Below are 15,176 nucleotides of genomic sequence, written 5' to 3' on the forward strand. Positions count from 1 at the left end.
TGCGATCGCGGGGGTCTTCGAGAGAGAGTAACGATGACGAACGCGGCGATCTTCAGTCGGTTGCAGGCCTGGGATCATGGGATCTACCTTTCATCGCTGATCGGGTTCGGGCTTTTCGCGGCGCTTCTGGTCTGGGCGCTGATTGTGGCGCTGAGGGTCCGCGTCTGGCGAGCGCCGCCGCCCAGTCTCCGCCATCTGACGGCATGGGCGATGCTGCTGACCATCTCGTTCTCCTGGTGCATCGCACTCCCTGAGCTGGAGCGAACCGTCGTACTTGACCGATATGAAGCCTTTCTCGCCAGCGGCGTCGTGCGCGTGAGTGTTGATGGTGCTCAGGTCAGCGATCCGCGACCGCTCGTGAGGGCGTTGACCCATCTCTTCGACGGACATCCGGAAGACTCCGTTCCGACCACGCCTTATGAGGTCATCGTCGAAACCCGAGCCGGGACACTTCATCTGATCCTCCGCCCGGACAGCAAAGATCCAAGCAACGTTTGGGTGTATGACCCCGTTTTGTCGCTGACACGTAAGAATGCGATTGGGCATGCCCGCAGCAAGTATTTCACGCTCTGAGGAGGGCCACTCCTGGATACGCGGCGCTGACATCGATCGAGGCCTGCGCCCGGAACCTCTCCAGGTCCCGCGCGGCCAGGACTAGGCCTTGATCTGGCCGTCCAGCATCTTGCGGATGCCGGGGCCGTAGGGCGGGCGCAGCATCTTCAGTGGACCGATGTCGTTCTTCATCTGGCTGAAGATGGCCTTGCGGTGGCTGAATTCCCGGAAGCCGTCGACGCCGTGATAGCTGCCCATGCCCGAAGGGCCAACGCCGCCGAAGGGCAGGTCTTCCTGGGCCACATGCATGATCACGTCGTTCACGGTGACGCCCCCAGCCGTCGTCCGGTTGAGCACCTCCTCGCGCTCGGCGGGGTCATCGCCGAAGTAGTAGAGGCCCAGGGGCCGGTCGTGGTCGTTCACATAGGCCAGGGCCTCGTCGAGGGTCTCGTAGCTCTTCACCGGCAGGACCGGACCGAAGATCTCCTCCTGCATCACCTTCATGTCGTCGGTGGGGTCGAGGATCAGGGTCGGTGCGATCTTGCGATGGGGCTGCTGGGAAAGGTCCTCGCCCTCGGGCTTGAGCTCGATCACCCGTGCGCCCTTGGCCCGGGCGTCGTCGATGTAGCCGGTAATCCGGTCATAGTGCCGCTGGGCGATGATCGAGGTGTAGTCGGGGTTGTCCTTGATCGTCGGGAACATGGTGGCGACGGAGGCGCGGGCGGCGGCGACAAAGCCCTCAACCTGGTCCTTCGGCGCCAGGACATAGTCGGGAGCCAGGCAGATCTGGCCCGCATTGAGCGTCTTGCCGTTCATGACCCGGGCGGCGGCCACCTTCAGGTCGGCCGACTTGCCGAGGATCACCGGGCTCTTGCCGCCGAGCTCCAGGGTGACAGGCACCAGGTTCTCGGCCGCGGCCCGCATAACGTGGCGGGCGACCGAGGTCGCGCCGGTGAAGATCAGGTGGTCGAAGGCCAGGCGCGAGAAGGCCTCGCCCACCTCAGGTCCGCCGATGACCACGGCGATCTCCTCCTCCGAGAAGGCGCCTGCAAACATCGTCTGCATAAGTTCGGAAGTGGCCGGCGTGAACTCCGAGGGCTTGATCATGGCCCGGTTGCCCGCCGCGAGTATGCCCGCCAGCGGCGCAAAGGTCAGGTTCACGGGGAAGTTCCAGGGGCTGATCACCCCCACCACACCCTTGGGCTGGAAGCGCACCTCCGCCTTGGCGCCGAACAGGCCCAGGATGGCGGGGGTCGGCTTGCGCTTCTCGGGGCGCATCCACTTGGCAAGATTGTCCCGGGCATGCTGCAGGGGGCCGATGGAGCCGGCGATGTCGGTGAAGGCCGTGGCCTCCCGGGACCGGGAGCCGAAGTCGGTGTTGAGGGTCTCCTCAATGGCCTGGCGGTTTTCCCTCAGCAGCCGGATGCAGCGGTCGATGCGCTCGATCCGGAGCGCTGCGCTGGCCTCGCCGTCGCGCAGGTGGGCCGCCTTCTGGCGCTCGAGAATGGCCTGCATGTCCATGGGGATCCCTCCGGTCTGACTGGGAGTGAAGAGGCCCAGCGATTGCGATCTCGTCAAGAGCGTACAGCGGCGACCCTGCGGGACGCCGCGTGCTCGCGCCAGGTGATGAAGAGGGTGGAGGCTACCACCACGGCGGCGCCCAGGATCGTCCAGACGGTGGGGATCTCGGCGAACAGGAAGAAGCCCACGGCGGCGGCAAATACCAGGCGGATATAGTCCACCGGGGCCATGGCGGCCGCCTCGCCGACGGCCATGCCACGGATGTAGAAGGCCTGGGTCGCGGTGCCCATGATCCCCATCACGGACAGCAGGGCCAGGTCCACGGGCTCGGGCCAGCGCCAGGACAACAGGGCCCCCGGGATCGAGAACACCATCCCGAGCGTCGCCGCCCAGACCAGGAGAACCGTCGGGGCGTGGTCCCGGGTCAGCACCTTCATGCCCGTCACCGTCAGGGCGAAGAGGAAGGACGAGGCCAGCATGGCCAGGGCCGGTAGCCCCAGGGCAAAGTGCCCCCCGACGCCGGGACGGACCATGATCAGCACGCCGGCGAAACCCGCCAGGGCGGCGAAGATGCGCAGGGGTCCGATCCGCTCGCCCACCACGAAGGCGGCCAGGGGCACCAGCCAGAGGCTACGGGTGAAGGACAAGGCGTTGGCGTCCGCCAGGGGCATGTTCTGGAAGGCATAGAAGGACAGCATGGTGCCCAGGGTCCCCGCCGCAGCCCGGAAGACCAGCAGGTCGGGCCGGGTGGTGGCGAAGGCTGCTGACCTTTGCCGCAGGATGATCGGCAACAGGATCACGAAGCCCGCGGCCTGGCGGTAGAAGGTCTGCAGCCCCGGCGAATAGCCCGCGCCAAGGAACTTGATGAGGGTCGACATGACCGTGAAGGCCAGGGCCGACGCCGTCATCCAGAGGGCACCCCGGACGTTGGGGGAAAGCCCGGCGAAGGCGGCCGCGGCGCGGTTCAACCCTGTCCGGAGCCCGGAGCCATCTGCATGAGGGACTCCCCGAAGATCGCTGCAAACGGAGACCCGGCCTCGGGGTCCCAGCTGTGCCGCGAGCCCACCGTGATGCCGCCATCCACCACCAGGTGGGTCCCGGTCACGAAGGCCGAGGCGTCGGAGGCCAGGTAGAGGGCGGCCTGGGCGATGTCCTGGGGCAGGCCGGGCTTCTTCACCGGCTGGGCGATCTTAGCGTTTTGGGCCACCAGGGCGGCCATCTGGTCGGCGGCGTCCCGGGTCATGCCCATGGTGGCGCCGAAGATGGAGGTGGCGATCAGGCCCGGGCAGATGGCGTTGACCCGGATGCCCTGGGGCGACAGCTGGGCGGCGGCACAGCGGCTCATGTGCACCACCCCGGCCTTGGCCGTGGAATAGGCGATCGGACCCCAGCCCGCCTGCAGGCCGGCGATGGAGGCGGTGTTGATGATCGACCCGCCGCCACGCTTCAGCATGGCAGGAACCGCATGCTTCATGCCCAGGGCCGGGCCCCGGACCAGGATGTCGAAGATCCAGTTCCAGCCGTCGGCGGTGACCTCGGTGATGGCCCCCATCCGGTCCGAGATGCCGGCATTGTTGAACTGGATGTCCAGGCCACCAAAGGCGCTCTCGGCCAGGGCCACGGCCGCTGCGATGTCCGCCTCGGCGGTGACATCGCAGCGCGCATAGCGCACGGCGTCCGGGAACCGGCGCTCAAGCATGGCGCCCTTTTCGTCCTGGACGTCGGCGGCGATCACCCTTGCCCCCTCCGAGACGAAGAGCTCCAGGGTTCCCAGGCCAATGCCTGAGGCCGCCCCCGTGATCATCGCCACCTTGCCGTCGAGCCTTCCAGCCATGTCCGTATCTCCTGTCCGAAACGCTTCAGTCGCCGAGGGTGACGACAACCTTGCCCATGGCCTTGCGGCTGCCCAGGTGGGCGATGGCGTCGGCGGCCTTCGCAAAGGCGAAGCGCTCGGAGACGTAGGGCTTGATCTTGCCCTGGGCGTAGAGGTCGATGAGTTCGAGGTTGGCCTTCTGGAAGAGGTCCGGATTGCGGGCCGTCCAGTTGCCCCAGATCACGCCCACGATGTCGCAGCCCTTCAGCAGGGGCAGGTTCAGGGGGATCCGGGGGATCTCGCCGGCGGCGAAGCCGATCACGAGGTAGCGGCCTTCCCAGGCGATGGAGCGCAGGGCGGGTTCGGCATAGTCGCCGCCAATGGCGTCGTAGATGACATCCGCGCCCGCCTCTCCGCAGGCCGCCTTGAAGAGCTGGGCCAGCTGCTTCTGGCCGTCGCGGTCAAAGGGACCCCGACCGTAGACCACGCCGGATTCGGCGCCGTGACGGATGGCGAGGTCGACCTTCTCCTGGGTGGAGCAGGCGGCGATGACCCGGGCGCCCATGGCCTTGCCCAGCTCGACGGCCGCCAGGCCGACGCCGCCGGCTGCGCCGAGGACCAGCATGGTCTCGCCGGCCTTCAGGTGACCCCGGTCCTTGAGGGCGTGGTAGGAGGTGCCGTAGGTGAGGATGAAGGCGGCGGCCTCATCGTAGGGCATGGCGTCCGGGATCGGGGTCAGGCGCCCGGCGGGGGCGACGATCTCCTCGACCAGGCCGCCATGGCCGATCTGGGCCAGGACGCGGTCACCCACCTTCACCTCGGTGACGCCATCGGCGATCTCGGTGACGATCCCCGAAACCTCGCCGCCCGGGGCAAAGGGCCGCGGGGGCTTGGACTGGTACTTGTCCTCGATGATCAGGACGTCCGGGAAGTTGATGCCGACGGCCTTGACCTGCACCCGGGCCCCGCCTGGGCGCAGGGCGGGGGCGGGAATGTCCTCGATCACCAGGGTTTCGGGGCCGCCGACCACCTTGCTCAGGACCGCTTTCATGTCTCTCTCCCCCAATTTTTTGCGCGCGTAGCGATAGCCGCGCACGCTAGCCCAGCCGTCCTGCGCGCGGAAGCCGTCGGGGCCAAAGAATCAGCGGATTTGGCGGGCGCCCCGGCCTCGCCTATAGTCCCCCCTCCCTTTGCCGAGGCTTCCGTGACCATCACCCTTGACCTTTCCCGGTCCCGAGACGCCGCCGCCGCCCCGGCGCGGCGACCGAACCTGACGGGCCTGACCCGGCCGGCCCTCGTGGCCGCGCTGGAGGCGGGCGGCCTGGTGCAGGCCGGCAAGGCGAAGATGCGGGCCTCGCAGCTCTGGCGATGGATGCACCACTACGGGGTCACAGACTTTGCCCAGATGACCGACGTGGCCAAGGAGCTGCGGGCGGCCCTCTCCGACGCCTACGACCTGTCGCGCCCCGAGGTGGTCGCCCGCCAGGTCTCGGTAGACGGGACCCGGAAGTGGCTGATCCGAATGGCGCCCGGCATCGAGGTCGAGACTGTCTACATCCCGGACGTCGGCCGGTCCGGGGCCCTGTGCGTTTCCAGCCAGGTCGGCTGCACCCTCAACTGCACCTTCTGCCATACAGGCACCCAGCCCCTGGTGCGCAACCTGACGGCGGCCGAGATCGTCGCCCAGGTCCAGGTGGCCCGGGACGAACTGGGCGAATGGCCCTCGCCCAAGGAGGATCGCCGGCTCTCCAACATCGTCTTCATGGGCATGGGCGAGCCGCTCTACAATCTCGACGGCGTGGCCGACGCCATCGACATCATCGCTGACAACGAGGGGATCGCCATCTCCCGCCGGCGGATCACCGTCTCCACCTCGGGGGTGGTTCCCGAGCTCCAGGCCCTGGGCGAGCGCACCCAGGCCATGCTCGCCATCTCGCTTCACGCCACCAACGACGCCCTGCGCGACGAGTTGGTGCCCATCAACCGGAAGTATCCCATCGCCGAACTGCTCGCTGGCATCCGGGCCTATCCCGGCCTGAGCAATGCCCGCCGGGTGACCTTCGAGTACGTCATGCTCAAGGGGGTGAACGACAGCCCAGCCGAGGCCCGGGCCCTGGTGAACCTGCTGGCCGGCGTTCCGGCCAAGATCAACCTCATTCCCTTCAACCCCTGGCCCGGCAGTCCCTATGTCTGCTCGGACTGGGGGGCCATCGAGGCCTTCGCCGCTATCCTGAACCGGTCGGGCTACGCCTCGCCCATCCGCACCCCCCGGGGTCGCGACATCCTGGCCGCCTGTGGCCAGCTCAAGAGCGAAAGCGAGAAGGAGCGGGCGTCCGTGCGCCGCGCCCGGGACCGCGCCGTCGTCGCAGGCGACTCTGCGGGAACAGATTCCCGGGACCCGGACTGAAGGAAGCCCCATGCCGAACGCCCTCGCCTCTCCTGAGATCCTGGCTTTCGCCGCTGGGTTTCCCCTGGCCCTGCTGCACGCCGCGACCACCCTGGCCATCCTCGTCGCGGGCGCAGGCCTCTACCTGGTGCTCACCCCGCATCGCGAGATCGCCCTGATCCGCGAGGGCAACGCCGCCGCCGCCCTCTCCTTCGCAGGCGTCCTGGTAGGCCTGGCCCTGCCCCTCGCCGCCGCCATGACCGCCTCGGCCTCCCTGCTGGAGATCATCATGTGGGGCGCGCCGACCGTCGTGGTGCAGTTGCTGGTCTTCCGCATCGTCGACCTCATGCTCCACGGGCTTCCCGGGCGCATCCGGGAGGGCGAGATATCCGCGGCCGTGCTGTTGGCAGGGGCCAAGCTTGCCTCGGCCATCGTGCTCGCCGCCGCTGTCGCGGGGTAGGAGACGGCCGTGCACTTCCCGCGGCTCAGCGATTGGCTGGTCTATATCGCCATCATCCTGGCTGTGATCGTGGTGGCGGTCGGCCGGCGGGAGCGTGCAGACGCGCCGCCACCGCCACCGCCGCCAGCGGCGGGAGAGGGCCTTCCCCTCGGGCCCGCCTCGCCCTTCGACCCCTCGGTCATTGTCGACGCGCCGGCAATGCCGGAACCCGGTTCCGGGACCGCCTTCTCGATTGACGACCGGGGCGTCTGGATCACCGCCCGACATGTGGTCGACGGCTGCCGCAGGGCGGCGGTGGTCGTGTCCGAGGGCCGCGGCGTCGCCGCAGAGGTGCGCATCGACCCGCACGGCGAGGTCGCGATCCTGACCACGGAGGGCGGATCGGCACCCCTGCCGATCGCCATCGGCCGGACCCTCAGGCGGGGCGAGCGCGCCTATCACCCCGGCTTCCCGCAGGGCCGGCCCGGCGAAGCCACCTCCCGCCTGATCGGTCGGGAGAACATGGTCATCCGCGGCCGTGGAGAACGCACCGAGCCAGTCCTGGTCTGGGCCGAGACCGGGCGGACGGACCAGCTACGGGGGAGCCTGGCAGGCCTGTCCGGGGCGCCGGCCCTGGACGACGCCGGACGGGTCATCGGCGTGACCGTGGCGGAGTCGCCGCGCCGGGGCCGCATCTACACCACCTCGCCCGAGACCCTCCTGGGCGCCCTGCGGTCCGCCAACGAGAAGCCCGAGCCCGGCGCCGTCGGGGAGTCCGTCACCACAGGCAATTACGGCATCGTCGCCGACAGCCTGAGGCGGGACCTGCGGGTGGCCCGGGTCATCTGTCTAGAACCGGCCTGAGCCCTCAGGCCGGGCGGCGGATGAAGTCGAGCCAGACGGGCGCGCAGTCGCCCAGGCGCTTAGCCTCGTAGCGGGTCGGGGAATGGTCCGCCGGCGGCTCCCGCCAGTCTGCGGCGCACTGGACCGGCCAATCGAAGCGCCCATCGGCGAGGACCACAGCCAGCATGACGTCGGCATAGGCGGCCCAGTCCGTAGCCAACCTCAGGCGTCCAGCGGGACCCAGGAGCCGGGCGGCCTCTGCGACGAAGGCCGGGCTGAGCAGCCGGCGCTTGTGGTGGCGAAGCTTGGGCCAGGGATCCGGGAACAGGACGAACATGCGCCGCAGGCTGGCATCGGGCAGGCGCGACATCAGATCGCGGACGTCGCCGTCGTGAATACGAACATTGGACAGCCCCAGGTCGTCCACATGGCGAAGGGCGCTGGCGACGCCGTTCACGAAGGGCTCGGCACCCAGGATCAGGACGTCCGGATGGCGCGCGGCCTGGGCCGCCATGTGCTCGCCGCCGCCAAAGCCCACCTCCAGCCAGGTCTCCGCAGCGGCGGGCCAGAGACCGGCCGGGTCGACGGGTCCCTCGGCTGGCGGGCGAAGGGACGGTAGCAGGGTGTCCAGGAGCGAGGCCTGCCGAGGCTTCAGCGTCCGCGAACGGATGCGCCCGAAGGATCGCAGGGGCGGCGGGGCCTCCACGCGGGGGTCAGGCCAGCCCGCGCAAGGCGTCCGCCAGATCCGTCCGCTCCCAGGAGAAGCCGCCATCAGAATCCGGCTCACGCCCAAAGTGGCCGTAGGCGGAGGTGCGGGCGTAGATCGGCCGGTTGAGGCCCAGATGCCGGCGGATGGCCGCAGGCGTGGCGCCACCGATCATCTCGGGCAGGGCCGTCTCCAGCTTGGCGGGATCGATATCGCCCTCGCCGTGCAGGTCGACGTAGAAGCTCAGGGGCGCCGAAACCCCGATGGCATAGCTGATCTGGATCGTGCAGCGGCGAGAAAGCCCGGCCGCCACCACGTTCTTGGCCAGGTAGCGGCAGGCGTAGGCGGCCGAGCGGTCGACCTTGGTGGGATCCTTGCCCGAGAAGGCGCCGCCGCCATGGGGCGCAGCCCCGCCATAGGTGTCGACGATGATCTTCCGGCCTGTCAGGCCAGCGTCACCGTCGGGGCCGCCCTGGACGAAGCGACCGGTAGGATTGACGTGCCAGACCGTATTGGGCGTGAGGAGGCCGTCGGGGAAGACGCCCTCAACCAGAGGCCGGATGGCGTCCTGTATCCGGGCGGGGGTGGCGAGCCTGAGGCCGATCCGCCGGGCGTGCTGGGTCGAGATGACGAGCTGGGTGACCTCGACTGGCCGCCCGTTCTCGTAGCGCAGGGTGACCTGGCTCTTGGCGTCGGGCTCGAGGAAGCTCATCTCGCCCGAGCGGCGGGCGGCGGCGAGGCGGCGCAGGATCTCGTGCGAGTACTGTAGCGTGGCTGGCATGAAGGCCGGGGTCTCGTCACAGGCGTAGCCGAACATGATCCCCTGGTCGCCGGCGCCCTCGTCCTTGGCGTTGGAGGCATCGACGCCCTGGGCGATGTCGCCCGACTGGCCGTGCAGGTGACAGGCGTACTTCGCCCTCTTCCAGTGGAAGCCCTTCTGCTCGTAGCCAATGTCACGGACGGCCTCCCGCACCTTTGGCTCGAGGGTCGAGATCACCTCCCGGGTGAAGGCTCGGTTCTCAGTCTTGTCGGCGCCGGGTCGTGTCGCACGTACCTCGCCGGCGAGAATGATCCGGTTGGTGGTGACCAGGGTCTCGCAGGCGACCCGGGCCTCGGGATCGGCGGCAATGAAGGCGTCGACCACCGTGTCGGAAATCCGGTCCGCCACCTTGTCGGGATGGCCTTCGGAAACGCTTTCACTGGTGAAGATGTAGGAGGGGCGGGTCAATTGACGGCTCCGTCTGTATCGCGGCTTGCCCCACGTGAGCGCCTTTGCTGGAAAAGTCCTATAAAGATTTCTTTATGTCCTGCAAGCGCGGCTGAGATCAGCAGCAGGACCAGGAAGGGGCCGTCGCCGAAGCGGACATAGGGCGTCGGCGGGCGGGCGGCGGGCAGGGGCCGGTCGATGACGCCGACAGTGCCGAGCCCGAGGACGGGTCCGGTGAGCCGGCCGCTGGAATCAATCACGGCGGAGACCCCCGTCGGCGTGGAGCGCACGATGGGCAGGCCCTCCTCGATGGCACGGTAGCGGGCCATGTTGAGATGCTGCCAGGGTCCGGAGGCGCGGCCAAACCAGGCGTCATTGGAGATGTTCAGGATCCAGGCTGGCCGCTCGCCGGCCCGCCGGGCGGCGGCGCGGGTAAAACCCGGGAAGAGGGCCTCATAGCAGATCATCGGCTGGAACGCCGGCAGGCGGGCAAGATGGAGGGGTCGGGGTGGTGGTCCGGCGGTGAAGTCCTCGGGCATGTGGACCAGGCTGCGCAGGCCGATCCGCCCGGCCAGGTCGCCGAGGGGAATAAACTCCCCAAAGGGCACAAGGTGGTGTTTGTCGTAGACGCCGGCGACCGCCAGGTCGGACCCGGTCCCCTCCAGCAGGACGAGGCTGTTGTAGTAGGCGACGCCCCCGTCGGGCCGGGCCTCGGCCCGGTTGGCCCCCATGGCCAGGACCTGGCCGGGCGCGAGGGCGGAAGCCAGGGCCTCCCGCCAGCCTTGTCCGGGGATCATAAGGTCATTGATGATCGCCGGCAGGGCGCCCTCTGGCCAGACGACGATGTCAGGGGCCTGGGCCGCCGGGCTGCGGGTCAGGTCAAGGTAGGTCTTGAAGATGGAGGGCAGGTTCTCCGGGCGCCACTTGGTCTTCTGGTCAATATCCGCCTGGACGATGCGGACCCGGGGACCCGCCGCCCCGGCAGGTGTCCCGGCGACCCTGTGGGCCCCCCAGGCGAAGAGAACGAGGGCGGGCGCCAGCACGATGGCAGCCCGCGCCAGCCTGCGGCCCGGGGAACCCGGGTCAAGGATCCAGGCAGGCGCGGCGGCAAGGGCCAAGGTCATCCAGGTCAGGCCGTAGGCACCCACGACGGCAGCGCCCTGGGACAGGGGCGAACCCGCCGGCCAGGCTTCACCCGGTAGGTTCCAGGGGAAGCCCGTCAGGAGGTGCCCGCGCAGCCACTCGACCCCTGCGAAGAGCCCAGCGAAGATCAGGACACGGGCCCCGCCCTGAGGCCGGAGGCGACGCCAGGCCGCGCCCGCTGCCGCCCAGAAGAGGGACAGGCCGCCGGCCATCAGGACGAGGGCGAAGGGCGCCATCCAGCCATAGGTCCGCTCGTCCACCAGGAAGGGCTCGACGATCCAGGCCACCGAAACCGAGAAATAGCCCAGGCCAGCGAGCCAGCCCCGGAAGGCCGCGGCGCGGAGGGGGTGAGAGGCGGGGCAGTCCAGAGCCCAGAGGATCAGGGCAAAGCCCGCCAGTCCCGGCAGGAGGCCGAAGGGTGGGAAGGCGAGGGCGGCCAGGACACCGCCGGCGAGGGCGGCGAGGCCGGCCAGGACGGCGGAGCGCGGAGGCAAGGTCAGTCTGCGGGAGGCGGCGGCGGGGTGGAGGGGCGGATCCGGACCCGCTTGATCCGGCGAGGGTCGGCGTCCAGCACCTGGATCTCATAGCCATCGCGAAAGGCGATCACCTCGCCCCGGCGGGGAAGCCGGCCGGCGACGGCGGCGACCAGGCCTCCGACCGTGTCGATCTCCTCATCCATGTCCGGCGGCGTCAGGTCGAGTCCGAGCATGGCCTCGAGCTCCTCCAGCGGCGCCCGGGCGTCGGCATCGAAGGCGCCGTCCGGCCTCGCCATGACGCCGGCGACCTGGGCCTCGTCGTGTTCATCATCGATTTCGCCCACCACAGCCTCGACCAGGTCCTCCAGGGACACCAGGCCGTCCGTGCCACCAAACTCGTCGATCACCAGGGCCATGTGGGTGCGGGTGGCCTGCATCCGCAGGAGCAGGTCGGCGGCGCGCATGGAGGCGGGCACGTAGAGGACGTCCCGCCTGAGCCGCATCAGGACCGATTCCGCCGCCGCGCCCCGGCGGCCGCGAGGCCGGACACCTGTGGCCATCTGCTTGAAGACGTCCTTCACGTGGACGACGCCCAGGGGATCATCGAGGGTCTCCCGGTAGATGGGCATTCGGGAGTGCTCGGCTTCGATGAAGCGAGCGACGACCTCGTCGAAGGGGGTGTCCACCTCGACGGCAACGATATCTGCCCTCGGGGTCATGACGTCGTCGACCCTCAGGGACTGGAAGGCCTGGGCCTGGTCGACCAGGCGGCCCCCGGCGGACTCCGCCAGAGCCGCCGCCGCTGTGGCGTCAGGGGTCCGGTCGCGGGCCCCGAAGATCCGGAGGATCCGGCCTACGAGGCCCCGCCCTTGTCGCCCCTCCGGGGCGGGCGCTTCATGACTGGCCATGGTCTCCTCTTTCGGCGGCGTAGGGGTCAGGTGCCCCCAGGCCAGCCAGGATTTCCGTTTCGAGGCCCTCCATCTCGGCGGCCTCTTCGTCGGTCTCGTGGTCATAGCCTACAAGATGCAGGACGCCGTGCGCCACGAGATGTTGCAGGTGATGCTCAAAGCGCTTGTCCTGGGCCTCGGCCTCCCCCCGGCAGGTTTCGAATGCCAGGGCGACATCACCAAGCCAGCCCCCGGGATTGGCGGGGGCCGGGAAGGACAGGACGTTGGTAGGTCCGACCTTTGACCGGAAGGCGGCGTTCAGCTCCGCCAGGCGGGCGTCGTCGGCCAGGAGTATGGCCAGACCGCCCCGGGCGTCCGCTGCCGCCAGGGCGGCCTCTGCAGCCTTCCGGGCAAGGCCTGGGGCGTCCGCGGAGCCGAAACCCCAGTTGCCACCCTCTACGAGCACGTCGATCCCACCCATCCCGGAATCCGGCGTCATTCAGCAGAGCCCGGCGGGCGGCTATCGGCCTCGTAGGCCCGGACGATCCGCTCGACCAGGGGATGGCGCACAACATCCTCAGGCCCGAAGCGGGCGATGCCGATGCCCTTCTCGCCCTCCAGAAGGGCGACGGCATGGGCCAGGCCAGAATCCCGGGGGTGGGGCAGGTCGATCTGGCTGGGATCGCCGGTCACGACCATCTTGGCCCTCTCACCCAGGCGGGTCAGGACCATACGCATCTGCATACGGGAGCAATTCTGCGCCTCATCCACGATGATATAGGCCTCGGACAGGGTCCGGCCCCGCATGAAGGCGATGGGCGCAAGCTCGATCTCGCCCTTCTCCCGGCGGCGGCGGAACTGCTCGGGGCCCAGTATGTCGGTCAGGGCCTCCCAGACCGGCGCCATGTAGGGGTCGACCTTCTCGGTCAGGTCGCCAGGAAGAAAACCCAGACGCTCGCCGGCCTCCACTGCCGGGCGCGAGACGATCAGCCGTTCGACATCACCCCGCAGGAGGGCACCGACGCCGGCGGCCACGGCCAGGAAGGTCTTGCCGGTGCCGGCGGGGCCAAGCCCGAAGACCAGGTCGTTGTGGGCCAGGATTTCGAGATAGCGGGCCTGGGCGGGGGTCCGCGGCGACACGGGGCCCCGACGGCCTGAGGGCAGGGCGCCGGGCGGCGAGCCGCGCCCGGTCCGGGCCTGGCCGATGGCCACGCGCACGTCCGCCTCAGCGACCTCCAGTCCCCGTTCCGCGCGGAGGGCCAGGGACTCGAAGACCTTCTTGGCAGAGGCGCGGCCGCGCACGTCACCGGTCAGGGCAACGCCCCCGCCGGGGGTCTCCACCAGGACGTCGAAGGCGTCCTCGATCAGGGCTGCATGTCGGCTGGAGGGGCCTGAGACCGCCCGGGAGGCGGCGTCGGAAAGGGTGACGAACTCTGCAGTGCGGCTCATGCGGTCTGGGTCTCAGCAACAAGGGTCCCCGCCAGGCTCATCCGGGCGGCGGCGTCGATGCGGACAGAGGCGATCCGGCCGATCAGTTCGGCGGGGCCGTCGCAGTGCACGGCCTGCAGGTAGGGGCTGCGGCCGGACAGCTGGCCCGGTTGGCGGCCGGGCTTTTCGAAGAGGACAGACAGGATGCGTCCCTCCTGGGCGGTGTTGAAGGCCTTCTGTTGGGACTCCATCAGGGCGTTGAGGCGGGCCAGCCGCTCGTCCATCACCGCGAGGTCCACCTGTCCGGGCTGGGCCGCCGCCGGGGTCCCGGGTCGCCGGGAATACTTGAAGGTAAAGGCCGAGGCGTAGCCGACCTCCCGCACCAGGGCCAGGGTGGCCTCGAAGTCGGCCTCGCGCTCGCCGGGAAAGCCGACGATGAAGTCGCCGGACAGGGCGATGTCGGGACGGACGGCGCGGATCTTCTCTACCAGGCGCAGGTAGGACTCGGCGGTATGGCCGCGGTTCATGGCCTTGAGGATCCGGTCGGACCCAGACTGCACGGGCAGGTGCAGGTAGGGCATGAGCTGGGGCAGGTCGGCATGGGCAGCGATCAGGTCATCGTCCATGTCCCGGGGATGGCTGGTGGTGTAGCGGATCCGGTCCAGACCCTCGATCCGGGCCAGCTGGCGGGCCAGGCCGCCAAGGCCGCCCTCTCCCGACCAGGCGTTGACGTTCTGGCCCAGGAGGGTGACCTCGCGCACCCCACGGGCGGCGAGGGACCGGGCCTCGGCGAGGATGTCGCCTGCCGGGCGCGACCACTCCGCCCCCCGGGTGTAGGGCACGACGCAGAAGGTGCAGAACTTGTCGCAGCCTTCCTGAATGGTGAGGAAGGCGGTGACGCCAGACGTCGTCCGGGCAGCACCCAGGGCGTCGAACTTGGCCTCGGGGGCGAAGTCGGCCGCCAGGCGGTCGCCGCGGGCACGATGGGTCCGGGCGATCAGCTCGGGCAGCTGGTGGTAGGCCTGGGGTCCGACCACCAGGTCGACCGCCGGCTGGCGGCGGAGGATTTCCTCGCCCTCGGCCTGGGCGACGCAGCCGGCGACGGCAATGGTCATGCCCAGCCCGGCGGCGGCCCGCTCGGCCTTGAGGGCCTTCAGCTGTCCCAGCTCGGAATAGACCTTCTCGGTGGCCTTCTCCCGGATGTGGCAGGTGTTCAGGACAACGAGGTCGGCCTCTTCCGGCCGCTCGGTCAGGACATAGCCCAAAGGGGCCAGGACATCGGCCATGCGCTCGCTGTCGTAGACATTCATCTGGCAGCCGTAGGTGCGGATGTAGAGCCGCCGAGTTGGCGATGCGGACGGGTCACTCATGGATGGGAAGGCCGTAGAGCTCCAGCCGGTGATCGACAAGGCGGTAGCCAAGCCGCCGGGCGATGGCTTCCTGGAGGGCCTCGATCTCGGCGTCGACAAACTCGATCACCTTGCCGGTAGTCATGTCGATCAGGTGGTCGTGATGGGTCTCGGGCGCTTCTTCGTAGCGGGAGCGGCCGTCCCGGAAGTCATGCCGGGAAATGATCCCCGAATCCTCGAACAGCCGCACCGTGCGATAGACGGTCGCAATGGAGATGCGCGGGTCCACGGCGTGGGCCCTGCGGTGCAGCTCCTCCACGTCGGGATGGTCCTGGGACTCCGAAAGCACCCGGGCGATCACCCGGCGCTGGTCGGTCATGCGCATGCCCTTGGCGATGCAGAGGTTCGCGATACGGTCCAAGCGGG

The 15,176-nt window shown here is 69.3% G+C and carries 16 protein-coding genes; 4 read left to right on the top strand and 12 right to left on the bottom strand.

Going from position 1 to position 15,176, the window contains the following annotated elements:
* Positions 1-573, top strand: a 573-nt coding sequence (locus tag WCJ52_RS01405) for a hypothetical protein (RefSeq protein ID WP_336901501.1), incomplete at its 5' end; no start/stop codon positions are given.
* An 81-nt stretch (positions 574-654) separates the two neighbouring features.
* Here WCJ52_RS01405 and WCJ52_RS01410 read toward each other — a convergent pair.
* Genes WCJ52_RS01410 through WCJ52_RS01425 form a run of 4 tightly spaced genes read right to left on the bottom strand, consistent with a single transcriptional unit; the run spans position 655 to position 4,937 of the window.
* Positions 655-2,073, bottom strand: coding sequence for a coniferyl aldehyde dehydrogenase (locus WCJ52_RS01410; protein ID WP_336901502.1), 1,419 nt, complete (start codon positions 2,071-2,073; stop codon positions 655-657).
* 53 nt (positions 2,074-2,126) lie between these two features.
* Positions 2,127-3,041: a DMT family transporter gene (locus tag WCJ52_RS01415; protein ID WP_336901503.1), complete on the bottom strand. Its 915-nt coding sequence runs from the start codon at positions 3,039-3,041 to the stop codon at positions 2,127-2,129.
* Positions 3,038-3,907 (bottom strand): glucose 1-dehydrogenase, encoded by an 870-nt coding sequence (locus WCJ52_RS01420; protein WP_336901504.1) that lies wholly within the window; start codon positions 3,905-3,907, stop codon positions 3,038-3,040. The genes WCJ52_RS01415 and WCJ52_RS01420 overlap by 4 nt, the downstream gene beginning before the upstream one ends.
* Before the next feature lie 25 nt (positions 3,908-3,932).
* Entirely contained in the window at positions 3,933-4,937 is a 1,005-nt protein-coding gene (locus WCJ52_RS01425; RefSeq protein WP_336901505.1) for an NADPH:quinone oxidoreductase family protein, read from the bottom strand.
* A 153-nt stretch (positions 4,938-5,090) separates the two neighbouring features.
* Between WCJ52_RS01425 and rlmN the strand changes: the two genes are divergently transcribed.
* The 3 genes from rlmN to WCJ52_RS01440 are packed head-to-tail and all read left to right on the top strand — an operon-like array spanning position 5,091 to position 7,575.
* Positions 5,091-6,293 (top strand): 23S rRNA (adenine(2503)-C(2))-methyltransferase RlmN, encoded by a 1,203-nt coding sequence (gene rlmN / locus WCJ52_RS01430; protein WP_336901506.1) that lies wholly within the window; start codon positions 5,091-5,093, stop codon positions 6,291-6,293.
* 10 nt (positions 6,294-6,303) lie between these two features.
* Positions 6,304-6,732 (top strand): DUF350 domain-containing protein, encoded by a 429-nt coding sequence (locus WCJ52_RS01435; protein ID WP_336901507.1) that lies wholly within the window; start codon positions 6,304-6,306, stop codon positions 6,730-6,732.
* Positions 6,733-6,741: 9 nt separating this feature from the next.
* The gene (locus WCJ52_RS01440) at positions 6,742-7,575 is read left to right on the top strand and encodes a serine protease (RefSeq protein WP_336901508.1); all 834 of its coding nucleotides are present in this window, start codon (positions 6,742-6,744) and stop codon (positions 7,573-7,575) included.
* Positions 7,576-7,579: 4 nt separating this feature from the next.
* Here WCJ52_RS01440 and trmB read toward each other — a convergent pair whose 3' ends face one another.
* The 8 genes from trmB to WCJ52_RS01480 are packed head-to-tail and all read right to left on the bottom strand — an operon-like array spanning position 7,580 to position 15,171.
* Entirely contained in the window at positions 7,580-8,260 is a 681-nt protein-coding gene (gene trmB, locus WCJ52_RS01445) for a tRNA (guanosine(46)-N7)-methyltransferase TrmB (RefSeq protein ID WP_336901509.1), read from the bottom strand.
* Positions 8,261-8,267: 7 nt separating this feature from the next.
* On the bottom strand, positions 8,268-9,488 hold the full coding sequence (gene metK, locus WCJ52_RS01450; protein ID WP_336901510.1) for a methionine adenosyltransferase: 1,221 nt from the start codon (positions 9,486-9,488) through the stop codon (positions 8,268-8,270).
* The gene (lnt, locus tag WCJ52_RS01455) at positions 9,485-11,104 is read right to left on the bottom strand and encodes an apolipoprotein N-acyltransferase (protein ID WP_336901511.1); all 1,620 of its coding nucleotides are present in this window, start codon (positions 11,102-11,104) and stop codon (positions 9,485-9,487) included. Before lnt ends, metK begins: the two co-directional genes overlap by 4 nt.
* 2 nt (positions 11,105-11,106) lie before the next feature.
* A complete protein-coding gene (locus WCJ52_RS01460) occupies positions 11,107-11,994 on the bottom strand; it encodes a hemolysin family protein (RefSeq protein ID WP_336901512.1) in 888 nt (295 codons plus the stop codon).
* Positions 11,981-12,454, bottom strand: coding sequence for an rRNA maturation RNase YbeY (gene ybeY / locus WCJ52_RS01465; RefSeq protein WP_336901513.1), 474 nt, complete (start codon positions 12,452-12,454; stop codon positions 11,981-11,983). The genes WCJ52_RS01460 and ybeY overlap by 14 nt, the downstream gene beginning before the upstream one ends.
* Positions 12,455-12,468: 14 nt before the next feature.
* Positions 12,469-13,422, bottom strand: a complete 954-nt coding sequence (locus WCJ52_RS01470; RefSeq protein WP_336901514.1) for a PhoH family protein — start codon at positions 13,420-13,422, stop codon at positions 12,469-12,471.
* Positions 13,419-14,771 carry a tRNA (N6-isopentenyl adenosine(37)-C2)-methylthiotransferase MiaB gene (gene miaB / locus WCJ52_RS01475; protein WP_336901515.1) on the bottom strand — a complete coding sequence of 451 codons (1,353 nt, stop codon included), beginning with the start codon at positions 14,769-14,771 and terminating at the stop codon, positions 13,419-13,421. Before miaB ends, WCJ52_RS01470 begins: the two co-directional genes overlap by 4 nt.
* Positions 14,764-15,171, bottom strand: a complete 408-nt coding sequence (locus WCJ52_RS01480; protein ID WP_336901516.1) for a Fur family transcriptional regulator — start codon at positions 15,169-15,171, stop codon at positions 14,764-14,766. The genes miaB and WCJ52_RS01480 overlap by 8 nt, the downstream gene beginning before the upstream one ends.
* Positions 15,172-15,176: the final 5 nt, after the last annotated feature.

This window comes from Phenylobacterium sp., from assembly GCF_037138395.1.
Taxonomy (GTDB): Bacteria; Pseudomonadota; Alphaproteobacteria; order Caulobacterales; family Caulobacteraceae; genus Phenylobacterium.